We start from the raw sequence: 23,770 nt of genomic DNA, 5'->3' as shown, positions 1-23,770 counted from the left end.
ATCTATTTGCTTTTGCGTTAAGGTATCCGCAAAAGGAGTGCACTATGCCACTAAAAAGAATCATTTTATTGAGTCAGTTTGAACTGACCCGCTTGTTTGCGACCAAACGCGGCTGGCTGGCACTGGCCGCCTTTACTATGGTGTGGCTGATGATCTTACGCTACCCCATTTATCATGCCGTTTCAGTACTCAACAGCGCAGAGTTCTCAGATATCGCTGTACAAATAGCCGGTTCAGTGGGACTTTATTCATTAGCACGCTGGCCGGAGGCTGAACTGTCGGTCTACTGGATCATTGCCTTGTTTAGCTTTCCAGTCTTTACCTTGTTTGTCAGTGCCGATCAAACTGTTGAGGACGCTAAACGGGGTACGCTCAGATTCCTGACATTACGTGCCAGCCGAGGAGAGATCTTGCTTGGTCGATTTGCAGGCCAGGCCCTCATTTTACTAACCCTGATCACGGCCTCAGCTCTTGCAGCCTGGATACTCATGCTAACCCGGGACACCACATTGGCCATGGTCGGCCTCGGCAAAGTCACCTCCATTATCATGTTACTCGTATTAACAACACTTCCCTTCATCGCACTGATGAGTTTACTTAATCTGCTCGCAAGCTCGGCCAGGCTGAGTATCATTTATGCCAGCTTGCTCTTTACTGTCGGGAATATGTTGATTGGTTACCTAACCTCTTTGTTCGAACCGATTCACTGGCTGTATTATTTGCTACCCGGTGTGCATATCAGTGACATTGCTCCCTGGCACGGTATCGGTTTACACGCCATTGCACTTCCCCTGCTACAAACTGCGGTATTGCTGAGTGCTGCTTTTTGGCTAATGAAAAGGAAAGATCTATGAGTACCTCAACGTCATTCGTCATTGAAGTCAATGAAGTCACCAAGCGATTTGCCAACAAGTGCGCACTGGATAAGGTCAGCTTTACGTTAGGTCACGGTCATACGGTTGCGCTGGTAGGCCCTAATGGAGCAGGAAAAACAACGCTATTCAGTATCTTGTGTGGCTTCTTACAAGCTGACGCGGGCAGCGTCAAAGTACTTGGACATACACCAGGCGACAACGCCCTGTTTGGTGTGCTCAGTGCCTTGCCGCAAGATGCGCAGCTGGATCCCCGCTTTTCGGTTGGCAAACAACTGACCTTTTATGGCCAGTTACAGGGATTAAGTCACCGTGACGCAACGCAGGAAACGGCACGTGTTTTGGAGCTAGTTGATCTCGGTAACCAGCTCAATGCCAAGGCCTCTGAGCTGTCGCATGGTATGAGAAAGCGGATCTGCATTGCACAAGCATTGATTGGACAACCCAAAATCGTCCTGCTGGATGAAGCTACGGCAGGATTGGATCCCATCAATGCAAAAGCCATCCGTTCATTGATTGCAAGTCTAAGTAAAGACATCACCTTTATGCTCAGTTCACATGATCTGAGTGAGCTGGAGCGCTTATGTGACACTGTGCTGTACCTTGAACAAGGTAAACTGACCAGTCACCAAAGATATACCCAAAACAATTCAGGCACCGCCTTTTTGACCTTGCAACTGCAACGATTAACGGATCAGATGAGAGATCAAATAGCACAGCTTGACGGGGTTAAGCACGTCAGGCAGTCTCAGCCCGATGAGTTTGTTATCGAGTATGATACCTGCCATAAGGCGTTGGATATCGCATTACTGGAGCTCTGCCATCACCAGGGGTGGACTTATAAGCAGCTAATTAATGGCAATACCCTAGAAAATGAGCTGTTCACAACAACTTAGTCTACACTAACAACATGAAATTTTGGTTGAGTTGTGTATGAATAGAACACTCAGGCTGATCCGACACGCCAAATCCAGTTGGCAGGATCCTATGCTGCACGACTTTGACCGGCCGCTCAAACCCAAAGGCGTGCGACGAACTCAGGCGCTGGCAAAACAATTAGGTTTGCTGCCCGATACGTTTATATTTACCAGCCCAGCTCGCCGGGCACGGGATACTGCGCATATCTTGCACGCTCAATGTCAGGTGACTCAGGCTATTGAGGAAATACAAGCACTCTATACCTTTGATGCTGTCGACTTAATGGACTGCCTGCGCCTGCTGCCAGACGAGTGCAATGATGTGACAATAATTGGCCACAATCCTGCCTTAACGATACTGGTAAATCATCTGAGTACACACCAATTTGATAACATAGTGACAGCGGGTTATGTCGAACTGAATATAAGAGCTGAGCAGTGGCACGCTCTAGCGCCAGGCATAACCACGTTGCAACATTATATATTCAGGCCTGAGACATCAGGCGAAAATAAGTAGGCAATGTGCAAACCACACTGCCCTAAGTGCTTAATAACTCGATTTTTGCCATTTAGAGAATAAACGCATCGCGCCTTTTTCAAGGCTAAGACTAACACCAACGCCCAGTTTCTCAGCCAGCGACTTTTTCAGTTTGAACCTTACCTGATAAAGCTGATAGGCTTGATTTAAGTCTAACAACAGATCGTCACTGGTGCGGATTTCGTCTACCAGGGAAAACTCATGTGCATGTGTGGCCAGCCAGTGCTCTCCTGTCGCCACTTTATCAATATCCATATTCGGTCTGTTATCGCTGACAAAACGCTTGAACAAACCATGGGTATGCTCTACTTCTTCACGAAACTTTTCGCGCCCTTTATCTGTATTCTCACCAAACAGGGTCAACGTGCGTTTGAACTCACCCGCTGTAATTTGCTCATAGTCAATGTCGTTCTTTTTTAGCAGCTTATTAAAGTTAGGCATCTGAGCAATGACGCCAATTGAGCCAACAATCGCAAACGGCGCAGCAATGATTTTATCTGCCACACAGGCCATCATATAACCACCACTGGCAGCAATTTTATCCACGCAAACCGTCAGTGGCAGGCCCGCATCTTTAATACGTTGTAGTTGTGAGGCTGCCAGCCCATAACCATGTACAACCCCTCCCCCACTCTCCAGGTTAACCACGACCTGATCCTGCTTTGCCTCTGCAATGGTCAGAATAGCCGTCACTTCCTCTCTGAGGTTTTCGACCTCATGAGCATCCATACTGCCACAAAACTCAATCACAAAGACCCGCTTTTTTGTCTCAGTAGACTGTTCTGATTGCGTCTTTTTCTGTTGCTTGAGGTGGGACTTCAGCGCTTTCTTATCCAGGGTTTGTGTCAGAAACTGCTCTTTAGCCTCGTCCAGTCGTTTGGACAGATCGGTCAGCTCGATTTCACCGGACTGAGAACTCGGCTTATGGCTTGCCGCAACTATCATCGCAATAATTGCACCTAACGCAGCGACCAGCGTCACCGCTTTAGCCAAAAATAATCCGTATTCATATAAAAATACCAACTTTCTACTCCTGAAATTTAAGTAAAAAAAAGCCGCTAAAACAGCGGCTTTTTCATAATCTCTCAAATACGATTATTTTGCAATAACAGCATCATTCGTAATTGGTAACATCAGGCCCTTGGAAGCCAGGAAAGTCGCCAGTTGCTGCTGGATTTCCATGGTCGCTGCAGCATGACCTTCTGCTGTGCCACCTGATTGCTCATCAAAGCTGGTGGTCAACAGTGAGCTGTGATGTCCCTGGCTAAAGCGTACAACATAGCTACCTGCAGTGCCGTCGGTTGACGTTTGCGTTTCGCTCACAGGCGTCAGCCCCATTACAGCGGCCATTGGTAAGCTGCCAGACAACGGATTGCTTTGCGTTGAAGGAGGGATAACCTGATCTTCTTTATTGCCATTCTCACCACCCACAACAACACCCATATAAATAGGTGTACCCAGCGCGTTTACCGCGCCAGCATAGTTAAGCGGGTCAGCGCTACCCAGCACACTTTGTGCTGCATAAGCGAATTGGGTGACGGTTGCATCAATTGCGCCCAGTGAAACGGTATCACCGTTCGCCTCTAGCTGCGCAGTAAAGGTGGAATATGCACAGTTTGCAAACGCACCGGCATCAGTCGCAAACTGGCCGCAATCTGAGATGGCACCTTCTCCCAGGTAAGCATTAAACTGTTTTGATACAGCTAAGTCTGTTGCTGCAGACAAGACCGCGCTTTTCACCACCGGGCCGAAAGAAGCTGACTCTACCAGGAAGTTTGCAATGCCCGAACCACCGCTTGATAATGCGCCCGCTTTCACGCTAAACAAGGCATCAACCTGCTCATCCAGCGGTGTATTAGCCAACGCGATGAAGCTAGGCCCAACAACCGATCCCAAAGAGTGGCCGATAAAGCTCACATCCTGTGTATTGAACAGCAAAGGAACCGCCGTCGCCTGATTGATGAAATTCAGACCCAGACGCAGACCCAGCAGATCGGCTGTTGATTGACGCAGGTTATCACGTGCAACCAGCAGTGATTGCAGGTTCATATAGTGAAGTACACTCTTCGTTGACGCGTTGAAATCAACCTCACCATCGCCATCTACATCAATACCACGGTCACCATGCAATGGGTGGTCAATTGCAACCGTTGCAAACCCAGCCTGAGTCAATGCCAGCGTCAGACCCAGCATGTCTTCTTTCTTACTGGTGATACCATGTTGCATGATAATAACCGGCCAGCCGGTTTCTGGGCGATTTGTTTCGTCCGCAGGCATAGTGATCTGGACCGGGATGTTATTCGCGCCCAGCGCTTTTGGAATTGGGTTATATTTGCTGACAAACTTGTGCTGATCCAGCCCTAAGTCTCGCAAACGACCTTCAGATAACGCATTACAAAGCGTATCGTTACCTTCTTTGAGCTCAGGTGTGCCACCCGTTGCCTGAATATAGCCGGCAACCGCTGCGGCGTTATCACACTGTGCCTGCCAGTAGGTATCTGCCAGCGCTGCGTCGTCTTTCGTTTGCGGCTCACCCAGGTAACGTGGCAGTACAATATTACCTTGTAAGTATCTCACTGAACGGTACAGAGGACGAATTTGCTCAGGTAAACGCTCACCCAGCACATCAGCAACGGTCAGGCCATCAACGGGTTGTTGACCAACACTCAAAACGGGTCTCTGCTCGGTAGTCAATGACCCAGCCAGTAACTGTTTCACGGCCCCCATGACTTCAAAAGTCGAGTGGGTTGTCATTGCAGCAGAATAAATGATTTCTTCGCTGGTCACAGTACCCAGAGATGTCACCGCACTCTCATAGCTGCGTACAACCGCTTGCAAGCTCTTTTGTGCAGGTGTTACCAAAGGCGCTTCCTGCTTAAGCAATGTGTAAGAAGAAGAAGGCGTAACACTGCCCGAGCTGTCTTTCAGGCTCGTTGTCAATACTGTGATGTAAGTCGTCGCCGATTTTAGCGGCTTCACAGGAATAACATTAATGCTTTTCCCGTCTGCACCTAGCTGAGCAATAAAATCACCAGTTGGGCCAAAGGTCAGCTCAGCGACCCCTTTACAGGCAATCCCGGCAGGTACAGTTGCACAGTCCTGATCAGTCAGGCTGGCGCCCATGACCACTTCAAAAATTCTCACAGCACCGGGCGTTGCGACACTCGCCGCATCAATTTCAACACCAGCTGGCACTGTTAAATCAATCGCAAATGGCATTTGCGTTGACCAACCATCTAGTGCGCCCAACGCCAGTGAAGGGTCGGCATAATTTGCACGCTGGATTTTAGCAGAGCCGTCATCGTTCAGTTCACCTGGAATATTCAGCGTGCCATCTTTCGTGCCGTTAAACAGCAGATCATTAGGCACCGAAATCACCCCATTGGCAGGGTCGAATTTAATCGAGGCGCTGGGTGTTACAGCTGTGCTTTCTTGTTTTACATCTTCAAGGGTTTCACCGCCACCACAACCAGCTAAGGCTGCAGAAACCGCGAGTGAGAGTAGCATTTTTTTCATTTATTTGGCTCCGACATAATCTTATTATTATTCTTAGCCCTGAATTCAACTTAACTGCTTAATTTAGCTGGTAAATTGACCAATCAGAGAATATTTAGTTAAAACCTTTGCAAAAAGGTACTTAAAGGTAAATCTGCTTTTAATAAGACATTAGACCAGTTTAAGTTAACGCAAAGTGTAGCGTTTCGCCAGCCATATTTACAATAAATTCGATAACTTGGCTGTGGTATGTGGTAAAATATGCTGAAAATTTAGCTCAGAGGTTCAAAATGCATACTTATCAAGCAGCTGAGAATGCTTTAGAAAACAAAGTGATTTTGGTCACTGGTGCAGGCGATGGCATTGGCCGGGTTGCTGCGCTGACCTATGCCAAACATGGCGCGACCGTTATTTTGCTGGGTAAAACCACCAGCAAGCTGGAATGTGTTTATGACGAAATCGTCGCCGCAGGATATCCAAAACCTGCAATAGTACCTTTAGACCTAAAGGGTGCCACAAAACAGCACTATCGAGATCTTGCCGCCACTATCGAACAACAATTTGGCAAGCTTGACGGACTACTGAACAACGCCTCTATATTAGGTGCATTGGGTCCGCTAGAGCACTTTTGTGTTTCTACATTCGAAAACATCATGAAAGTAAATGTCACTGCGCAGGCTATGATCACCAAATACCTGTTCCCTGTCATGCGCAAAGCCCCCAGTGCATCAATTATCTTCACTTCATCCGGAGTTGGTCGTCAGGGCCGAGAGTTTTGGGGGGCCTATGCCATTTCAAAGTTCGCTACCGAAGGGATGATGCAAACCTGGGCCGCTGAAGTTGGCAAAACCAACATTCGTATTAACTGTATCAACCCAGGGGCTACTCGCACAGGCATGCGCGCCACAGCCTATCCGGGAGAAGATAAAGATAAATTAAAAACACCAGAAGATTTGATGCCAACTTATCTTTATCTGATGTCTGATGATTCGGCCGAGGTAAATGGTCAGTCGCTGGACGCACAGGTAAAATAAAGACATAAAAAAAGCCGCTTTCGCGGCTTTTTTTATGTCTATTAACGACGTTTGCTCTGCTTGAGACGCTGATTATGCTTGCTTACCGCCTTGCGAATACGGTTTATCTTAGCACGCTTGTCTTTACGCTTTTCAGGCATCACCGACAGCTTAGTTTGCGTTTCAGGGCGCATGCCAACAGATTTGCGAAGGTAATTCACATCTTCCAGCTTGAGTTCTTCCCAGCCCCCCTGAGGCAGACGTTTACCCAACTCTAACTTACCGTAGCGAATACGAATAAGGCGCGAGACTTCAAGCTCCTGTGACTGCCATAAACGACGCACTTCACGATTACGACCTTCAGTCAGAGTAACATTAAACCACTTGTTCAGGCCTTCACCACCGCGTGGTGCCAGCTTCAGGAATTTCGCCGGACCATCTTCCAGTTCTACCCCTTTTTTCAGGTTACGCAGGTGCTCATTAGTCACATCACCAAATACGCGTACCGAATACTCTCGTTCTACTTCATATTTTGGATGCATCAAACGATTGGCCAGTTCACCATCATTGGTGAACAATAACAAACCTGATGTATTAACATCCAATCGGCCGATAGCAATCCAGCGATCGCCTTCAATACGCGGCAGACGATCAAACACAGTACGACGCCCTTCAGGGTCTTTACGCGTACACAGCTCGCCTTCTGGCTTATGGTACATCAAGACACGGCAGATCCGATCATCCTGCTGCTCTACTTTTACGATATGCCCATCGACCCGGATAACCGCATTTTCCTCAACACGATCACCCAGTCTGGCCACCTTACCATCAACACTAACACGGTTGCTTTCGATGTACTTTTCCATTTCACGACGCGAGCCAACGCCAGCGCGTGCTAAAACTTTTTGTAACTTCTCACTCATTCTGATGGTTCTCTCACAGAAGGATCATCTAACATCTGATCTAGCTTTTCGCCCTGTTGGGAAGGCAGCTCAGGGAGCATATCCAACCCATTAAGCGAAAAGTAGTCTAAAAATTGTTTCGTTGTTGCATACAGTGCGGGTTTACCCGGCACTTCTTTATAGCCCACTATCTTTATCCATTGTCGCTCTAACAAGCTTTTAATGATGTTAGAGCTGACCGTCACGCCCCGCACCTGCTCAATCTCGCCCCGGGTTATGGGTTGTCGATAAGCGATAAGTGCCAATGTTTCGAGTGTTGCACGAGAATACTTTGGCGCTTTTTCCTGCCACAGATTACTGAGCCAGGGACTTAAGCTGGCACAGGCCTGAAAACGGTAGCCCGTTCCGACTTCAACCAGTTTGACACCGCGGGTTTGATAATGCTCGCTCAAGGTATCCAGCGCCTGCCTGAGGCGGACATCAGATACATGAATATCCTGCAAAACGGTTTCTTTCAATTGTTTGCGAGACAAAGGCTTATCGGCAACGAAAATGGCTGCTTCAACCAGTTCAACCAATTGTTCATCACTGATACGACGTTTCATGCAAGTAGGATAAGGCTAGTCTAAAGCGGCGTATTATGACAGAGCCCGCGTCACTCGTGTAGCTTTAATGACAAATAAATTGCACTGGCAGGCGTACCTGCGGGAGTTACCTGCACACAGTTAATCAATTGCTCTTTCAATAACTCAAGCATGGCGATAAACGTGACCACCACACCACTGCGCCCCTCCGACAAAGTAAACAAGCGTGTAAACTCAACCGGCTCGGTATGTTCAGATAAAAACTGAAGAATTGCGGCCATACGCTCACGAGTTGACAACACTTCAGCACTGATCTGATGATGTTCAAAGGTTTTTGCCCGTGCCATCACATCACTCAGGGCCAGAAGCAGCTCGGCCATCTCAATGTCGGGTAATCGGGTTTGTGGTTCTTCTGATTCTTCCATCAGCGCGCGGGCAACAAAAATTTCCCGATCTACGCGGGGGATCTGGTCCAGATTCTCAGCCGCTTTTTTAAATTGCTCATACTCCTGAAGCCGTCTGACCAATTCTGCACGCGGATCTTCCTCATCTTCCAGCTCTTCGTGAACCGGTAACAATAAACGCGATTTAATTTGTGCCAGTAAGGCCGCCATAACCAGGTATTCACCGGCCAGCTCCAGCTGCATATCCTGCATCATCTCCACGTACTGCACGTATTGCTGCGTAATACTCAGTATCGGTAACTCAAGGATGTCCAGCTTGTGGCGTTTAATGAGATACAGCAACAGATCGAGCGGCCCCTCAAAAGTCTCCAGTATGACTTCCAGTGCATCCGGAGGAATGTACAGATCCTCCGGCTTTTCCAATACCGCTTCACCATGTAAAAATGCCAGTGGCAGCTTTTGCTGGGCACTCTGATCAGGCATGATTATTCGAACTGGGTTGTATCGCCGCAACCACGACGCAGGATCACCACTTCATCGTCGGACATATCAATCACAGTCGTCGCCTGCTCTACCAGGTACCCACCATGAATGATCAGGTCAACGTGCTTTTCCAGACGCAGGCGAATGTCGTCCGGGTCCGATTCGGTAAATTGCTCATCCGGCAGAATTAACGAACAAGACATCAAGGGCTCACCTAATTCCGTGAGTAAAGCTGCCGTGATCGGATGTTCTGTCACCCGGATCCCGATGGTTTTTTTCTTCTCATTAAGCAACCGCCTTGGGACCTCTTTAGTTCCCTTAAGAATAAATGTATAAGGGCCCGGCGTATTGTTTTTGATCATCCTAAACATTTGATTGTCGACACGCGCATAAGTCGAAAGCTCAGATAAATCCCGGCACATCAGCGTAAAGTTATGATGCTTCTCAATACCGCGAATACGCTCAATTCGCTCTTTCGCCTGTTTATTACCCAGACTACAGCCAATGGCGTATCCAGAATCGGTTGGATATACGATTACGCCACCTTGCTGAATGATGTCAACGGCCTGACGGATCAGACGACCTTGTGGATTATCAGGATGGATATGGAAAAATTGGCTCACGCTGTCACTCCTCTGTCGCGCCCCAGAATTGCCAAACACCTTGGCAATCTTTTGGTAAGTATAGATTTTTTCCAAGATCCAACCAGTTCGTTGGATAATGAAAGTCAGATCCCTGGCTAGCCAGTAAGTCAAACTCACGACTCAACTGCCCCAGAAACTGTCGCTCCGATGGTGCCTGTTGTGGCTGTGCGACCTCCATTGCCTTGCCGCCCGCAGCACTATATTCGCTTAGTAGCTTTCTGAGCCACTTATTAGACATCTGATAACGACCCGGATGCGCCAGTACGCTTACGCCACCAGCCTGATGGATGGCATCTATCGCCTCACTCATACTGCACCAGCTGCTGGGCACATACCCGATTTTGTTGCGCCCCAAAAACTTTTTAAACACACCCTGAATATTTTTAGCGACCCCTCTGTCTACCAGTGCTTTGGCAAAGTGAGCACGGGTAATTTCAGCGTTCTCAGCCAGGGTTTGCGCCTGCTCATAGATACCTTCATAACCTCGCTTGGCCAGTCGTGCACCAATCTCTTTAGCGCGATCACGACGTTTCTGCTGTTGACTGGCAAGCAAGGTGCTCAGTGCATTGTTCGATTCATCTATATTCAGACCCACAATGTGTATTTCAAAGCTCTCCCACTTGGTTGAAATCTCAACCCCGGAGATGAGTGACAAAGGCAACTGTTGATCAGTGATATACGCCCTTGCAGGAGCTATACCTGCGGTGGTGTCGTGATCTGTAATGGCAAGTACGTCCACACCTCTTTCGGTTGCTCGTTCAAGCAAGGCACCGACCGCCAAACGACCATCCGAAAAAGTACTGTGACTGTGTAAGTCGTATTTTATCAAACTCTCATAACCTTCTAAAAAAATGCGGATTTTAGTATACCATGTTGTTTACTTCTAAGGGCGGTTATCTGACGCACTAAACAGTGATAATGCAGCAAGCAGCTAGGCCAAAATAACCATTTTTGGGAACTGGCCGCATTTTTTCCAATTTGACCTTGACACTTTGTCCTATAGTGCGGTTTACTGTGGTCACTAAATTTACATAACGACGACTTAACAAATGAAAACACAAACAACTTTCAACATTTGGTGGTGGCACTCGTAATTAGCGGGTGAGTCGTTGTGCATGCAAGATTTTCGAAACCCGCGCTAAACACGCGGGTTTTTTTGTAACTTAATTTTCTCAAAGATATTGTATAGTGATCAATAATATAACAACTATTTTACTAGTAGAATCTTGGTGGTGGTGCCTGAATTAGCGGGACGGCATCTTTGTACCTAATACACAGACCCCCGCAAGCAAATCGCTTTCGGGGGTTTTTTTTAGATTAATTTATGAAAATTACGAGGAATGAGGTGTGATTTTTAGTCATATAACGACACAGCCCGGGGAAGTAACCAGTATTCGGTTACGGCGAGAATACATCGCCAGCCCCTTGTCTCTGTTCGCGGCGCTGGATAAGCCCAACTCATTGTTGCTGGAATCTGCAGAAATAGACTCCAAAGACAATGTAAAGAGCATTATCCTGGTTGATACAGCACTGCGCTTTGAATGTACGGGCAAAAATGTAATAGTCCGGGCGATGTCCAACAACGGCGAGCAGCTTCTGCCCTATCTGGCGCAGGAAGTCGAAAACTGTGACGTAACGCTCGACAACTCAGTGCTGACCATTACTTATCAGGACACATCTGCCGATCTCGATGAGTATGCCAAGCTGAAGGCCGATAACGCGTTCAGCGCGCTCAGAACCTGTATCAACCGCATCAAGTGTAACTCAGACACACCATTCTCGCTGTTTCTGGGTGGCGTATTTGCGTACGATATGGTTGCTAATTTTGAGCAACTCCCTGACGTGCCGGATGGTGCAAACAGCTGTCCGGACTACGTGTTCTACCTGGCTGAGACCTTGCTGATCATAGATCATCAGGCTCAAACGACTGAGTTGATAGGTAATGTATTCAACGGTCCCGATGTTCATGCGAACTGCTTTGAAGTAGGCCGCCAGCTTGAAGTTCTCAATCATCAGTGTGATGCTTTGGAGTCATTCTCGCCAAGCCCGCTTGCAGGTAGCTGTGAGGTCAGTGTTGATATCAGTGACGAAGAATATATAGAGCAGGTAGTAAAACTGAAACAGCACATCGTGGATGGCGACATCTTTCAGGTTGTGCCCTCTCGCACTTTCTCCTTACCTTGTGGCGATCCACTCTCGGCCTATAAAGCACTTAAACAACAAAACCCAAGCCCTTACATGTTCTACATGCGCGATGAGGAGTTTGTTTTATTTGGTGCCTCTCCTGAATCGGCATTGAAATATTGTGAGCAGAGTAATCAGGTCGAAGTGTACCCGATTGCAGGCACCCGACCTCGAGGCAAGTTTGCCGATGGCAGTATTAACCCGGATCTCGACAGCCGCATCGAGCTTGAACTTCGAGACGATCAAAAAGAGCGTGCAGAGCACCTGATGTTAGTTGATCTGGCGCGCAACGATGTAGCCCGGATCAGCGTACCTGGTACCCGCCACGCCAAAGAGCTACTTAAAGTAGACAGATACTCTCAGGTCATGCACTTAGTTTCTCGTGTCGTAGGTCAGCTTAAACCAGATCTGGATGCCCTGCATGCCTATCAGGCCAGTATGAATATGGGCACCCTGGTCGGTGCACCTAAAGTCAAAGCGGCAGAGCTGGTCAGGCATACAGAACAACAACGCCGTGGCAGTTACGGCGGTGCTGTAGGCTATCTGACCGGGGATGGCGCAATGGACTCCTGTATCGTGATCCGCTCTGCTTTTGTCAAAAATGGCCAGGCACTGGTTCAGGCCGGTGCAGGCGTTGTTTATGACTCCGACCCACAAGCCGAGGCCGATGAGACCAGGGCGAAAGCCAGTGCTGTCATCAAAGCCATTCAATCGACTTATTCAGGAGCACCGGCATGATCCCCAAAATATATTTTCTCGATAACTTTGACTCCTTTTCCTACAACCTGGTCGATGAGCTGTCACTACTTGGAGCTGAGCTCGTGGTATATCGTAATCACCTCGATGCCAGCACCATTTTTGCCAAGATGCAGCAAGAAACCGATCCTGTGATTCTAGTTTTATCACCGGGCCCAGGTGCGCCTAAAGACGCAGGGTGTTTACTTGAATTAATTGAATTGTGCAAAGGTCACTACCCCATGCTGGGGATCTGCCTTGGTCAACAGGCGCTAACGCAAAGTTATGGTGGCACCATAGGCCATGCCGGTGAGACGGTGCACGGTAAATCATCCCATATTAGCGTCAAACCTCACCCCGTTTTTGACGGACTGGGTAAGTCATTTCCTGTGGCTCGCTATCATTCTCTTATGGCAACTCAGGTACCTGAATGCCTGGAAATCATTGCTAACTATGAAGAAATCCCAATGGCGATTTACCACCCGGACGATAAGGTGATCGGGTATCAGTTTCACCCGGAATCAATTTTAACCCCATGCGGCGCTCAGCTACTACAGCAAAGCATCGCCTATCTCACATCTGAGGAGTAGACATGGACAGTTTAAATTTATTACTTGAACAGAAATCACTGGACTTCGCCGCGGCTACAGATCTGTTCAGCGCAGTCATGCAAGGCCAGCTAGATGAAGTACAGCTAACCGCAGCTCTGGTTGCTCTGAAAATTAAAGGGGAAACCGCCGAAGAAATCGCCGGAGCCGCAAAAGCGATGCGCGATCACGCCACCGCATTTGACACCCATGGCCTGCTATGCGCAGACAGTTGTGGCACTGGAGGTGATGGCACCAACACCATCAATGTCAGTACTACAGCAGCAATCGTTGCGGCCGCTTGTGGCATCCCTATGGTGAAACATGGCAACCGCAGCGTATCCAGTAAATCCGGCTCTGCTGATCTGTTAAAAACACTGGGCATAAACCTGGATATGGACCCACTACTGGGTGCACGCTGTTTGCAGCAAACTAACTTCACCTTTTTGTTTGCGCCGCACTATCATGCTGGTGTCAAACATGCGATGCCGGTGCGCACTAAACTCAAGACCCGCACCTTGTTCAATATCCTTGGCCCACTGGCGAATCCAGCGAAGCCCCAAGTGCAATTACTTGGCGTCTATGACCCTAAACTTTGTCGCCCTATGGCTGAGACTTTACAAAAACTCGGTACTCAACGCGCCATGGTTGTTCATGGTTCAGGTTGCGATGAAATTGCACTGCATGGCGAAACTCAGGTAACCGAGCTCAATCAGGGCGTTTTGACAGACTACACACTAACGCCTGAAGATTTTGGGCTGCAACGCTACCCGCTCGAAGCCATTTTTGGCGACACTCCGGAATTTAATGCCCAGGCAACCCGGGATATTCTCGATGGCAAAGGCAAAGAAGCACATAACGCTGCCATCATCGCCAATGTCGCCGCGCTGCTGGTCATGACAGACAAAGCAACAGATCTTAAATCAGCCAGTGCTCAGGTTTCAGAAATACTGGCGTCCGGACGCTGCGCGCAAAAACTTGCTGAAATAGTGGAGGTGAGCAATGGCTAATGTGTTAGAAAAAATTGTTGCTGACAAAGAAGTCGAAGTCGTTCAGAGAAAACAAGACCGCCCGCTGAAGAGTTTTATTGATCAAATTACGCCTAGTGATCGGGACTTTTACGCGGCGCTGAGCCGCCCGGGTACTCAGTTTATTCTGGAGTGTAAAAAAGCCTCGCCGTCAAAAGGTCTGATCCGTCAACACTTCAACCTGGATGAAATTACTGCGGTTTATGGTCGTTACGCTAGCTGCATCAGTGTGCTCACTGACGAAAAGTATTTTCAGGGTAATTTTGAGTATCTTAGTTATGTCAGAACTCAGGTCTCGCAACCCCTCATCTGTAAAGACTTTTTTATCGATGAATACCAAGTGTATCTGGCCCGTTTAAGTGGTGGCGATGCCATTTTGTTAATGCTATCAGTACTCGATGATGCGCGTTACAAAGCTCTGGCTGAACTTGCGCACAGCCTGAACATGGCAGTGCTGACTGAAGTCAGCAATGAAGAAGAAGTCCATCGCGCACTCGCGTTAGACGCCAGACTCATAGGTATCAATAACCGCAATCTCAGGGATTTAAGTACAGATCTGGCGACCAGCGAGCGGTTACGCAAATTAATCCCGGACGATAAAACCGTGATCTCTGAGTCCGGTATCTATACCCATGCAGACGTTAAACGCCTTGCCCCCATTTGCAATGGCTTCCTGGTCGGCAGCTCTTTGATGGCTGAACAAGACCTGGAGACCGCTTGTCGCAAATTGATTCTGGGAGAAAACAAGGTCTGTGGCTTAACCCGCAGCCAGGACGCCATTGCCGCTTATGAGGCTGGTGCGGTATACGGAGGATTGATTTTTTACCCCAAATCACCTCGTTATGTCGACATTGACTGTGCAAAAGCCGTCGTAGACAGCGCACCGCTCAACTATGTGGGCGTATTTGTCGATGCATCGCTTGCACAAGTGGTTGAAAACGTCCGTATCCTCAAGCTCAGCGCTGTGCAATTGCATGGCAATGAAACGCAAGATTACATCGATGAGCTGCGCAAACAATTACCCGTTAACTGCCAGATCTGGAAAGCTCAGGGGATCAGTGATCATCTGCCTGAGCCATTACAGGGCGTCGACAAACATTTATACGACACTAAGGTCAAAGGTCAGCTTGGTGGAACAGGACAAGCATTTGACTGGCAGTTGCTTAGCCAGACCCCGGGCAGCTTTATGCTGGCAGGCGGACTGAGCGCTGACAACCTGACACAGGCCTCATACCTGGGCGCAGCAGGATTCGACCTGAACTCTGGCGTCGAGATCAGCCCAGGTAAAAAGTGTGCCGACAAACTCAATACAGCTTTTAACACAATTCGTAAATACTGAGGTGGAAAAAATGAATACAGGATATTACGGTGATTTTGGTGGCATGTTTGTCCCTGAATTACTAGTTCCTGCGCTTAAGCAGCTTGAGCAGGAATTTAACAAAGCACAGCAAGACCCGGCATTCCAGCAGGAATTTTATCAATTACTCAATGAGTTTGCAGGGCGTCCGACGCCACTCACGCTGACCAGAAACCTGGTTAAAAACCCAAAGGTGAAGCTGTATCTGAAACGAGAAGATCTGCTCCACGGTGGCGCACACAAAACCAACCAGGTACTTGGTCAGGCACTGCTCACTAAACGTATGGGTAAATCAGAAGTCATCGCTGAGACCGGCGCCGGGCAACATGGTGTTGCAACAGCACTGGCCTGTGCCTTGCTGGGTCTTAAATGTCGCGTTTACATGGGTGCCAAAGACGTTGAACGTCAACAACCAAATGTGTTCCGTATGCGCCTGATGGGTGCAGAAGTTATCCCGGTTACAGCAGGCTCGGGCACACTTAAAGACGCCGTAAATGAAGCCATGCGCGACTGGTCAGCCAATTACAAAACCGCCCACTACCTGCTTGGTACCGCAGCTGGCCCTCATCCTTTCCCGACCCTGGTACGCGAGTTCCAGAAAATGATCGGTGAAGAAGCAAAACAACAGGTACTGGAAGCTGAAGGAAAACTGCCGGATGTGGTCATGGCCTGTGTAGGTGGTGGTTCCAACGCGATTGGGATGTTTGCAGACTTTATTGACGAAAAAGACGTCAAGCTAATCGGTGTAGAGCCTGCAGGTAAAGGTCTGGAAACTGAAGAACATGGCGCAGCATTGTGTAAGGGGACTAAAGGCATTTTACATGGTGCTTATACCTATATCATGCAAAACCAGGACGGTCAGATTGAGGAGTCTTACTCGGTCTCTGCTGGTCTGGATTACCCAGCGGTTGGACCACAACACGCCTACCTGCACGAGACAGGCCGCGCTCAGTATGTCGCTGTAACCGATGACGAAGCGCTGGCAGCTTTCCAGTCATTAGCAAAACATGAAGGGATTATTCCAGCGCTGGAATCGAGTCATGCGTTAGCCTACGCATTGAAATATGCTGAAGCACAAGAACAAGACACAGTGATAGTGATCAATTTAAGTGGTCGTGGTGACAAAGACTTAGCCCATGTCCACCAGGTATTAGAAGCGCGAGGTGAACTATGAGCCGTTACAATGAGATGTTCCAGCAGCTAAACGACAAGCAACAAGGCGCTTTTGTCCCGTTCGTGACCATTGGCGACCCGGACAAAGAAACCAGCCTGGCAATCATCAAAAGCCTGATTGAAGGCGGTGCGGATGCACTGGAGCTGGGTATCCCGTTTTCCGATCCAATCGCGGACGGTCCGGTTATCCAGGCTGCAAATATTCGTGCACTAGAACAGCACATAGACACAGAAGATTGCTTTGACGTGATCCGTGCGGTGCGTGAGCAATATCCTCATATCCCAATTGGGCTGCTATTGTATTCAAACCTGATTTTCGCACGTGGTCTTGATGCATTTTATCAACAGGCCAAAGCCGCGGGCGTCGATTCGGTATTGGTAGCAGATGTGCCGCTGCACGAATCAAAAATGTTCCGCAGAGCAGCGGTAGAGGCAGGCATTGAGCCAATTTTCATCGCAACGCCTAATGCCAGTGATGATACCTTACGCGAATGTGCAAGTTACGGCAGAGGCTATACTTATTTGCTCTCGCGCGCTGGTGTAACCGGTACAGAAAGCCAAGTGCAAATGCCAACTGACGAGATCATCACTAAGCTCACCGAGTACCATGCAGCCCCTGCACTACTGGGCTTCGGTATCTCAACGCCTGAGCAAGTCAAAGCCGCGCTGGATTCAGGTGCCGCTGGGGCCATCTCAGGTTCTGCTGTGGTCAAAATTATTGAGCAGCACTTGGATGACAAGCCTGCGATGTATCAGGCCCTTAGCGCTTTTGTACGTAGCATGAAAGCCGCTACCGCGCGCTAACATCAGAGCTATTTGTCAGCCAGAGCATCCTTGAGGGCTTTGGCTGGCTTAAACAGTACTTTATTTTGCCCTTCAATCATGATTTCTTCCCCTGTTCTGGGGTTTCTACCCGGCTTGGCCGGATGATAGCTTAACGTAAAGGTGCCCATACCATTAAGCTGGACCTGATCCCCTTCAGAGAGACGTTTGGTGATAAGTTTTATAAGACTACCCAGTGCAGCCTGTGTGTCTTTCTTGGTCAATTCACTATGCGCCGCCATGGCTGTAACCAGTTCACTTTTATTCATCATGCATCCGTCTTTATACAACAAAGCCCGGCAGGCTAAGGAGTTCTGTCTTAAAAGTCAATCCTGAGTGGATAAATACCAAGTCCACTTCATATCTGTTCAATTTGAAGGCACAATTATTATGCAAGCAGCGTTAAAATTTTCATTTAAAACTGTAACGTTGAAAATTCTTAGCTGGTTATCAACAATATTTGCTTGCCTCAAAATGGAACGCGACATTAAGCAAATTGGTATAGACAAAGTTTTCCTTGTCCTGCCATACCCGAGTTGAAATGCCTTGACTATAGTTAGGCTAACGCTGACAGACATACCAGAGGCCACATTGAACGCAAACCAATATCGCTGGTGCGAACTATTCCTGGTGTTTTTCCTGCTACCTGTTATTGCCTATGCATTTCGCCATCAACTCGCCAATTGGTTATTTCCGGCACTGATTATACTCACAGCTGTGTGTACATATTTGTTACTCACTGACCCACATTTCAAACGATTTCGCCTGACCAGTCTGGGCACCTTTTCCACAGTAAAGCGGCGGCTGTTTTCAACCTTCTTTATCGGTGCCCTGTTTTCTGCCATGTTTTATGGCCTGGTGAATCAGGAAAGCTGGTTTGATATGCCACTCAACTCCACCAATGACTGGTTGATCCTGCTAATAGCCTATCCAATATTATCGGTGTTACCACAAGAGCTGGTGTTCCGCAGCTACTTTTTTCATCGCTACAAACGAATTTTACCGAGGAAGACAATCAGGGTTGTGCTGAGTGCTGCTGTATTCGCGCTGGCCCATTGTGTGTATGACAATTGGGTGGCAATCGCTCTTTCCTTTGCCGGCGGGTTGTTATTTGCCTATACCTACGCACATAGTCGCTCTTTGGCCGTCTGTGTACTCGAACATAGTCTTTGGGGGTTGTGGGTCTTTACCCTGGGGCTGGGTCAGTACCTGGATTCAGGCGTAACGTTTTAGCAAAGGGGCACCACATACCTGAGGTGCCCCTGTGGCATTCTAAGTACGGCTAGAAGCCAAATAAACTAAATGCAAAGAACTTCGTCGTTACTGTATTAACGAAGATGACCGTCAGGATCACTGGGATAAAGGTAGATAACGAGAAGTTCACGTACTTTTCCATCAGGCTGCCTTTATAGTTTGGTGACCCCTGTGCCAGCTCTTCTGACAAGTTATGCTTTTTCCAACGGTACATCACAAACAAACAAACCAGTAAGCCGTTAAAAGGCAGAATGGTTTCGTAGAATACATCCGAGATCAGCGCAAACATGCTCTGACTGGCACCGCCATAGTTAACAAAATCGGTCAGCCAACCAACCATACCAAAAGACATGGTACACAGCACCGTCAATCCGCCCGTTGTCAATGCCAGCAGGCCCAGCGCCTTTTTACGGCTAATGTTCTTCTCTTCCATTAACGCAGCAGTTGGTACTTCGATGATTGACACCAGTGAGGTAATCGCAGCAAAAAAGACCAGCAGGAAGAACAACGCAGCAACCGCAGAAGCGCCGAAGTAGCCAATGTCAGATTGCAATGCCAGCAACAGCTTTGGCAGATAGACAAAAATCATAGACACTGACGAGTCACTTAGCTTGGCAGGATCGGTATCCGGGTTGAAGCTGAAAATAGCGGGCAGCACCATCAGACCTGCGATGAATGCGACCAAAGAGTCTGTAATTGCCACCATTTTAGAACTGCCAACAATGTCATCTTTCTTTGAGATGTAAGAGGCATAAGTGATCAGGATACCCATTCCCAGAGACAGGGAGAAAAACGATTGCGATAAGGCGCCGTTAAGCACGCTGGCATTCATTTTAGAGAAATCTGGTACCAGATAATAACGCACACCAGCCATGGCGTTATCCAGCGTCAATACATAGACCACCAAGCCAAGTAATAACACAAAAAGCGCAGGCATCATAAACTTAGCGGCTTTTTCAATGCCCTCTTTCACACCGCCTACCAGAATAAGGTTAACGAACAGGCCAACAAATACCATGTAGATAAACATAGTGTATTCGTTTACAAAGGCATCAAAGTGACCCGGATTTGCCAGCATATCCAGGTTTCCAAGTACAGTTTGCACCAGATAACCAAAGATCCATACAGTAATGACCATATAAAACACGGCTATCATAAACGGCGTTAATACGGCGATCGCCCCCGCAAGGGACCATTTTTTATCTCCTTGCGTCAGAGACTTGTAGGAACCATAAGGGTCTTTTTGCGCCTTACGCCCCATCGCCATTTCTGCCATCATCACCGGCAGACAAATAAAGATAACAAACAGGGCATAAGTAAGCAGAAACGCACCGCCCCCATTTTTTGTTGCAGACACGGGAAACCCAACCAGGTTACCAATCCCGACTGCGGAACCCGCTGCGGCAAGGATAAAACCAAGCCGCGAGCTAAAGTGCTCACGATTTGCGCTCACAAGAACAACCTTATTATTATTTTATAAGAATAGTCGAAGGACTCTACCAGCCATCAGCACGGAATTTCAAGTATAAACGTCTAATCCGATGCGCATTGACGTAAACCTCACACCTTCGCACGCTTACACAACGCACTCATAACATGTTACACACACATGACACCTTGATTTGTCTTCGTTCGTCAGTGGTTCCGGCATTTACACACGGGGTCAGTTCAGTCTATGATAGGCGCAAATAACACAATAATTTTTACATCCTATGCTTTACATGATCTACTCAACTGATGTTGAAAACTCTTTGCAGAAGCGCTTAGCAGCACGCCCAGCACACCTGGCCAGACTGAATGAGCTTGATCAGCAACAGCGCTTGTTCGCCGCCGGCCCTCTGCCCGCCATCGACAGCCCAGATCCAGGCGAAGCTGGGTTTTCTGGTTCTTTAGTTATCGCAGAATTCGATTCCCTGGCGCAGGCCGAAGCATGGGCTGCAGAAGACCCCTATATCGCAGCGGGTGTTTATGCCAACAGTGTCGTCAAGCCATACAAGAAAGTGCTGCCTTAACAAGTTCAGCATGGGTTAAGTCGTTTTCCAATAGCCTGTGCGACAAGATGTTAAGCAACCCTAACCGTGGAGCTTTTAAATGCAGTTGCCAAGATGTCTTGCGATCATATTAGCCTTCTGTTTGCTGGGTGCCCAGCCTACTGAAGCTTCTCAAAAGCAAGATACGATAAGCAAAAAGCAAGCTGTTAAACTTGCAACCGACCAGTACTCAGGTAAAACGCTCAAGATCTCCAAGCGAGGAGACTATTACGTAGTGAGAATTTTGCTCGATGACGGCCGGATCATAGATTTAAAGGTTCACCAGGTGACGGGCGAAGTGAAGAAGGACTAAACAATGCGAATTCTTGTAATAGAAGATGATATACAACTGGCAGAAAACCTGCGTACAGCGCTGGAAAAAGAGAAGTACAGTGTTGACTTGTGTCACGATGGAGAAAATGGTCTTTTTCACTTAACTGAGTATCCATTGGATTTAGCAGTTGTCGACCTTGGCTTACCTAAACTGGATGGTATAGAACTCATTCGCCAGGCACGCGCCAAAGGCATCAAGTTACCTATTTTGATCCTCACTGCACGTGATCGCTGGCAGGAAAAAGTCGAGGGGCTGGATGCCGGTGCCGATGACTATCTGACCAAACCCTTCCATACAGAAGAGCTGATTGCCCGCTGTAATGCCCTGATCCGAAGGAGTGCCGGACAAGCAAACCCGGAGATCTGCATTGGTCCGGTAAAAATACATACGCGTTCTCAGCAAGTTTGGGTAGAAGACAGAGAGCTGACACTCACTGCGTATGAATACAAAGTACTGGAATACCTGATGGTCAATCCACTCAAGGTGATTTCAAAATCCGAGTTGACCGAACATATTTACGATCAGGATTTTGATCTTGATTCAAATGTAATCGAAGTGTTTGTACTCAGACTGAGAAAAAAACTAGATCCAGACGGTACGCTTAACCCCGTTGAAACACTTAGAGGCCGAGGCTATAGGTTTAAAAACCAGTGGTAAATCGCGCTCAAATTTCTCTTAAAATAAGGCAAGGATTTATCCTTGTCTTTGTTCTTATCGTTGCACTGCCTGCACTGTTTTTCTCAATCGGCCGTGCCTATTACGCCACCCTGGTCGACGCCACAGAAAAAACCCTGGAAGCCCATCTCTACTCGCTTATCTCTGAGGTTGATTTCGTGACCATGGAGATGCCTAACAGTATTTTAGCACCTGAGTTAAATCGGCTTAATTCAGATACCTATGCACTTATTTATCAACAGAATACGCTGGTTTGGCACTCTGAGTCGGCTATGAATCTAACCGTTACACCGGACATTTCACAAAGTAAAGCCGGCGCGGCGGAATTCGAGCGGGTTGAGTACAATCAGGAGCTCTACTGGCAACTCAGTATGACGGTCATTCTGGGCAATGCCAGTCACTCACAACAGGCCAAATTTATTCTACTGAAGAAAAACTCAGCCCTGGTTGCGCAAATGGCCCAGTTTCGTAATACCCTGGTCAACTGGATGTTGGTAATGGGCATTATGATAGCGGCGCTCATGGCGCTGGGATTTATCTGGAGTGCAAGGCCCCTGCAAAGGCTGGATAAAGAAATAAAAGCAGTCGAGGCAGGCGAAATTGATAAAATTAGTGGGCTCTACCCTGTTGAACTCAATACCATCAAAGCCGACCTGAATTTACTGCTGGACTCGCAAAGAAGGCAGAAAGAACGCTACCGAGCTTCACTGAGCGACCTTGCTCACGCACTCAAAACCCCTCTGGCGGTACTAAAATCAAGTCCGCTGGCAGAAAACGCCGACGCTCAGGAGCAGCTTGATCGCATTAATGCCATGATTGAACATCAGCTGAAACGTGCCGCATCGGGCGCATCGGACACCTGGAAAAAACAAACTCAGGTGCAACCTGTGGTCAGTGCTATCCTCAATGCCATGAACAAGGTCTATCATGATAAGCAGATCAAGTTTAGTTCTGCGTGTCCAGAAGAGGCCGCATTTTTGGGTGATAAAACCGATCTGATGGAAATTTTAGGTAATTTGATCGACAATGCATGTAAAGCCTGCCAGTCGCAGGTTGATATCAACGTGAAGTATAATCAAAGCAAAGGCGTGCGTTTTATCATCAGTGACGATGGCCCAGGCATCCCTGAACAGAACAGAAGCACCCTGTTGCAACGTGGGACGCGCCTGGATACCTATGAAAATGGCCACGGTGTTGGCATGGCCATTGTATCCGACCTCGTCTCTTCCTATCACGGAAGCATAGACATAGATTACAGCCAGCTGGGCGGTGCCCAGTTTACAATAGAATTTAGTTATGAACAGAACCAATAAAACACTGTGTTTCTTATCATTGTTAACGCTTAGCGTGTCTGCACAAGCAGCCAGGCTAACTTTACAGCAATGTGAGCACCTCAATTCGGATCATCCTGAAAAAGCCAAGCGCTACCTGATGTGCCTGGATGGAAATATTGAGTTGCTGGAACGTGAAAGAAAAACCTGGGTAACTAAATTGGTGATGGACACTGAAAACCTGCAAAAAGAAACCGGCAACTCTCAACTACTGCCCATTATCCAGCGCAGCTTTATCAATCAGGAAAGATACATGGAAGACGCCTGTCGCTGGCGCTACTTAAAGCAAATGCCTAACGCCACCATGGCAGCCAAGATATACAAACGCTGTAAAATAGAGTTTATCAAGCAACACACACAAGAGCTGCAGGCCGACTTTATGATCCAGTAGGCCTGCTTCTGAATGCC

25 protein-coding genes are annotated in these 23,770 nt (G+C 48.0%); 16 read left to right on the top strand and 9 right to left on the bottom strand.

Features of this window, described 5'->3' with window-relative positions:
• Positions 1-44 precede the first annotated feature (44 nt).
• The 3 genes from MHN31_RS04700 to MHN31_RS04690 are packed head-to-tail and all read left to right on the top strand — an operon-like array spanning position 45 to position 2,306.
• Positions 45-854: an ABC transporter permease subunit gene (locus MHN31_RS04700; protein WP_239443581.1), complete on the top strand. Its 810-nt coding sequence runs from the start codon at positions 45-47 to the stop codon at positions 852-854.
• Positions 851-1,768: an ABC transporter ATP-binding protein gene (locus tag MHN31_RS04695; RefSeq protein ID WP_239443580.1), complete on the top strand. Its 918-nt coding sequence runs from the start codon at positions 851-853 to the stop codon at positions 1,766-1,768. Before MHN31_RS04700 ends, MHN31_RS04695 begins: the two co-directional genes overlap by 4 nt.
• 37 nt (positions 1,769-1,805) lie before the next feature.
• The gene (locus tag MHN31_RS04690; RefSeq protein WP_239443579.1) at positions 1,806-2,306 is read left to right on the top strand and encodes a histidine phosphatase family protein; all 501 of its coding nucleotides are present in this window, start codon (positions 1,806-1,808) and stop codon (positions 2,304-2,306) included.
• Between the two features lie 30 nt (positions 2,307-2,336).
• Here MHN31_RS04690 and sohB read toward each other — a convergent pair whose 3' ends face one another.
• Together sohB and MHN31_RS04680 are read right to left on the bottom strand one after the other, a co-directional pair.
• Complete coding sequence (gene sohB, locus MHN31_RS04685; RefSeq protein WP_138539705.1) at positions 2,337-3,350, bottom strand: protease SohB; 1,014 nt, start codon at positions 3,348-3,350, stop codon at positions 2,337-2,339.
• A gap of 72 nt (positions 3,351-3,422) precedes the next feature.
• Positions 3,423-5,843 (bottom strand): VolA/Pla-1 family phospholipase, encoded by a 2,421-nt coding sequence (locus tag MHN31_RS04680; RefSeq protein WP_239443578.1) that lies wholly within the window; start codon positions 5,841-5,843, stop codon positions 3,423-3,425.
• Between the two features lie 269 nt (positions 5,844-6,112).
• On the opposite strand from MHN31_RS04680, the gene MHN31_RS04675 reads away from it, so the two are divergent.
• Positions 6,113-6,856: a YciK family oxidoreductase gene (locus MHN31_RS04675; RefSeq protein WP_125561472.1), complete on the top strand. Its 744-nt coding sequence runs from the start codon at positions 6,113-6,115 to the stop codon at positions 6,854-6,856.
• Between the two features lie 41 nt (positions 6,857-6,897).
• Here the strand turns inward: MHN31_RS04675 and rluB are convergent, their stop codons facing one another.
• The 5 genes from rluB to MHN31_RS04650 are packed head-to-tail and all read right to left on the bottom strand — an operon-like array spanning position 6,898 to position 10,681.
• Entirely contained in the window at positions 6,898-7,758 is an 861-nt protein-coding gene (rluB, locus tag MHN31_RS04670; RefSeq protein ID WP_010385476.1) for a 23S rRNA pseudouridine(2605) synthase RluB, read from the bottom strand.
• Entirely contained in the window at positions 7,755-8,342 is a 588-nt protein-coding gene (gene scpB / locus MHN31_RS04665) for an SMC-Scp complex subunit ScpB (RefSeq protein ID WP_010385478.1), read from the bottom strand. Before scpB ends, rluB begins: the two co-directional genes overlap by 4 nt.
• Positions 8,343-8,392: 50 nt before the next feature.
• Positions 8,393-9,208: a segregation/condensation protein A gene (locus MHN31_RS04660; protein WP_125561474.1), complete on the bottom strand. Its 816-nt coding sequence runs from the start codon at positions 9,206-9,208 to the stop codon at positions 8,393-8,395.
• Positions 9,209-9,210: 2 nt separating this feature from the next.
• A complete protein-coding gene (locus tag MHN31_RS04655; RefSeq protein WP_010385480.1) occupies positions 9,211-9,831 on the bottom strand; it encodes an L-threonylcarbamoyladenylate synthase in 621 nt (206 codons plus the stop codon).
• A 4-nt stretch (positions 9,832-9,835) separates the two neighbouring features.
• A complete protein-coding gene (locus tag MHN31_RS04650) occupies positions 9,836-10,681 on the bottom strand; it encodes a PHP domain-containing protein (RefSeq protein ID WP_239443577.1) in 846 nt (281 codons plus the stop codon).
• A gap of 518 nt (positions 10,682-11,199) precedes the next feature.
• On the opposite strand from MHN31_RS04650, the gene MHN31_RS04645 reads away from it, so the two are divergent.
• Genes MHN31_RS04645 through trpA form a run of 6 tightly spaced genes read left to right on the top strand, consistent with a single transcriptional unit; the run spans position 11,200 to position 17,720 of the window.
• Entirely contained in the window at positions 11,200-12,774 is a 1,575-nt protein-coding gene (locus MHN31_RS04645) for an anthranilate synthase component 1 (RefSeq protein ID WP_239443576.1), read from the top strand.
• Complete coding sequence (locus MHN31_RS04640) at positions 12,771-13,361, top strand: aminodeoxychorismate/anthranilate synthase component II (RefSeq protein WP_049862997.1); 591 nt, start codon at positions 12,771-12,773, stop codon at positions 13,359-13,361. Before MHN31_RS04645 ends, MHN31_RS04640 begins: the two co-directional genes overlap by 4 nt.
• Positions 13,362-13,363: 2 nt before the next feature.
• Positions 13,364-14,368 carry an anthranilate phosphoribosyltransferase gene (gene trpD, locus MHN31_RS04635; RefSeq protein ID WP_239443575.1) on the top strand — a complete coding sequence of 335 codons (1,005 nt, stop codon included), beginning with the start codon at positions 13,364-13,366 and terminating at the stop codon, positions 14,366-14,368.
• Entirely contained in the window at positions 14,361-15,725 is a 1,365-nt protein-coding gene (gene trpCF / locus MHN31_RS04630) for a bifunctional indole-3-glycerol-phosphate synthase TrpC/phosphoribosylanthranilate isomerase TrpF (RefSeq protein ID WP_239443574.1), read from the top strand. Before trpD ends, trpCF begins: the two co-directional genes overlap by 8 nt.
• Positions 15,726-15,735: 10 nt before the next feature.
• Positions 15,736-16,917, top strand: coding sequence for a tryptophan synthase subunit beta (gene trpB, locus MHN31_RS04625; protein WP_239443573.1), 1,182 nt, complete (start codon positions 15,736-15,738; stop codon positions 16,915-16,917).
• On the top strand, positions 16,914-17,720 hold the full coding sequence (gene trpA / locus MHN31_RS04620; protein WP_125561485.1) for a tryptophan synthase subunit alpha: 807 nt from the start codon (positions 16,914-16,916) through the stop codon (positions 17,718-17,720). Before trpB ends, trpA begins: the two co-directional genes overlap by 4 nt.
• An 8-nt stretch (positions 17,721-17,728) precedes the next feature.
• Here the strand turns inward: trpA and MHN31_RS04615 are convergent, their stop codons facing one another.
• A complete protein-coding gene (locus MHN31_RS04615; RefSeq protein WP_049862994.1) occupies positions 17,729-18,007 on the bottom strand; it encodes an HU family DNA-binding protein in 279 nt (92 codons plus the stop codon).
• Positions 18,008-18,329: 322 nt separating this feature from the next.
• Here MHN31_RS04615 and MHN31_RS04610 point away from each other — a divergent pair, with 322 nt between their 5' ends.
• Positions 18,330-18,971 carry a type II CAAX endopeptidase family protein gene (locus MHN31_RS04610; RefSeq protein WP_125561573.1) on the top strand — a complete coding sequence of 214 codons (642 nt, stop codon included), beginning with the start codon at positions 18,330-18,332 and terminating at the stop codon, positions 18,969-18,971.
• A gap of 49 nt (positions 18,972-19,020) precedes the next feature.
• Here MHN31_RS04610 and MHN31_RS04605 read toward each other — a convergent pair whose 3' ends face one another.
• Positions 19,021-20,445: a sodium-dependent transporter gene (locus tag MHN31_RS04605; protein ID WP_049862992.1), complete on the bottom strand. Its 1,425-nt coding sequence runs from the start codon at positions 20,443-20,445 to the stop codon at positions 19,021-19,023.
• A 259-nt stretch (positions 20,446-20,704) separates the two neighbouring features.
• On the opposite strand from MHN31_RS04605, the gene MHN31_RS04600 reads away from it, so the two are divergent.
• From MHN31_RS04600 to MHN31_RS04580, 5 genes are all read left to right on the top strand, one after another.
• Positions 20,705-21,004 (top strand): YciI family protein, encoded by a 300-nt coding sequence (locus tag MHN31_RS04600; protein ID WP_125561487.1) that lies wholly within the window; start codon positions 20,705-20,707, stop codon positions 21,002-21,004.
• 79 nt (positions 21,005-21,083) lie between these two features.
• Positions 21,084-21,335, top strand: a complete 252-nt coding sequence (locus MHN31_RS04595; protein ID WP_125561489.1) for a PepSY domain-containing protein — start codon at positions 21,084-21,086, stop codon at positions 21,333-21,335.
• Between the two features lie 3 nt (positions 21,336-21,338).
• On the top strand, positions 21,339-22,013 hold the full coding sequence (locus MHN31_RS04590) for a response regulator transcription factor (protein WP_125561491.1): 675 nt from the start codon (positions 21,339-21,341) through the stop codon (positions 22,011-22,013).
• Positions 22,007-23,344 carry an ATP-binding protein gene (locus MHN31_RS04585; RefSeq protein WP_125561494.1) on the top strand — a complete coding sequence of 446 codons (1,338 nt, stop codon included), beginning with the start codon at positions 22,007-22,009 and terminating at the stop codon, positions 23,342-23,344. The genes MHN31_RS04590 and MHN31_RS04585 overlap by 7 nt, the downstream gene beginning before the upstream one ends.
• A complete protein-coding gene (locus MHN31_RS04580; RefSeq protein WP_125561496.1) occupies positions 23,328-23,753 on the top strand; it encodes a hypothetical protein in 426 nt (141 codons plus the stop codon). Before MHN31_RS04585 ends, MHN31_RS04580 begins: the two co-directional genes overlap by 17 nt.
• Positions 23,754-23,770: the final 17 nt, after the last annotated feature.

The organism is Pseudoalteromonas sp. McH1-42 (assembly GCF_022347845.1).
Taxonomy (GTDB): Bacteria; Pseudomonadota; Gammaproteobacteria; order Enterobacterales; family Alteromonadaceae; genus Pseudoalteromonas; species Pseudoalteromonas rubra_D.
This window is presented reverse-complemented; position numbering and strand designations above follow the sequence as displayed.

What these genes read in the sequence shown, in the direction of transcription:
- MHN31_RS04680 (WP_239443578.1), bottom strand. Translation starts at nt 5,843, where the DNA reads ATGAAAAAAATGCTACTCTCACTCGCGGTTTCTGCAGCCTTAGCTGGT.
- MHN31_RS04660 (WP_125561474.1), bottom strand. Translation starts at nt 9,208, where the DNA reads ATGCCTGATCAGAGTGCCCAGCAAAAGCTGCCACTGGCATTTTTACAT.
- MHN31_RS04590 (WP_125561491.1), top strand. Translation starts at nt 21,339, where the DNA reads ATGCGAATTCTTGTAATAGAAGATGATATACAACTGGCAGAAAACCTG.
- MHN31_RS04675 (WP_125561472.1), top strand. Translation starts at nt 6,113, where the DNA reads ATGCATACTTATCAAGCAGCTGAGAATGCTTTAGAAAACAAAGTGATT.
- MHN31_RS04690 (WP_239443579.1), top strand. Translation starts at nt 1,806, where the DNA reads ATGAATAGAACACTCAGGCTGATCCGACACGCCAAATCCAGTTGGCAG.
- trpCF (WP_239443574.1), top strand. Translation starts at nt 14,361, where the DNA reads ATGGCTAATGTGTTAGAAAAAATTGTTGCTGACAAAGAAGTCGAAGTC.
- MHN31_RS04700 (WP_239443581.1), top strand. Translation starts at nt 45, where the DNA reads ATGCCACTAAAAAGAATCATTTTATTGAGTCAGTTTGAACTGACCCGC.
- scpB (WP_010385478.1), bottom strand. Translation starts at nt 8,342, where the DNA reads ATGAAACGTCGTATCAGTGATGAACAATTGGTTGAACTGGTTGAAGCA.
- MHN31_RS04615 (WP_049862994.1), bottom strand. Translation starts at nt 18,007, where the DNA reads ATGAATAAAAGTGAACTGGTTACAGCCATGGCGGCGCATAGTGAATTG.
- trpA (WP_125561485.1), top strand. Translation starts at nt 16,914, where the DNA reads ATGAGCCGTTACAATGAGATGTTCCAGCAGCTAAACGACAAGCAACAA.
- MHN31_RS04695 (WP_239443580.1), top strand. Translation starts at nt 851, where the DNA reads ATGAGTACCTCAACGTCATTCGTCATTGAAGTCAATGAAGTCACCAAG.
- MHN31_RS04640 (WP_049862997.1), top strand. Translation starts at nt 12,771, where the DNA reads ATGATCCCCAAAATATATTTTCTCGATAACTTTGACTCCTTTTCCTAC.
- trpB (WP_239443573.1), top strand. Translation starts at nt 15,736, where the DNA reads ATGAATACAGGATATTACGGTGATTTTGGTGGCATGTTTGTCCCTGAA.
- MHN31_RS04595 (WP_125561489.1), top strand. Translation starts at nt 21,084, where the DNA reads ATGCAGTTGCCAAGATGTCTTGCGATCATATTAGCCTTCTGTTTGCTG.
- trpD (WP_239443575.1), top strand. Translation starts at nt 13,364, where the DNA reads ATGGACAGTTTAAATTTATTACTTGAACAGAAATCACTGGACTTCGCC.
- MHN31_RS04580 (WP_125561496.1), top strand. Translation starts at nt 23,328, where the DNA reads ATGAACAGAACCAATAAAACACTGTGTTTCTTATCATTGTTAACGCTT.
- rluB (WP_010385476.1), bottom strand. Translation starts at nt 7,758, where the DNA reads ATGAGTGAGAAGTTACAAAAAGTTTTAGCACGCGCTGGCGTTGGCTCG.
- MHN31_RS04600 (WP_125561487.1), top strand. Translation starts at nt 20,705, where the DNA reads ATGCTTTACATGATCTACTCAACTGATGTTGAAAACTCTTTGCAGAAG.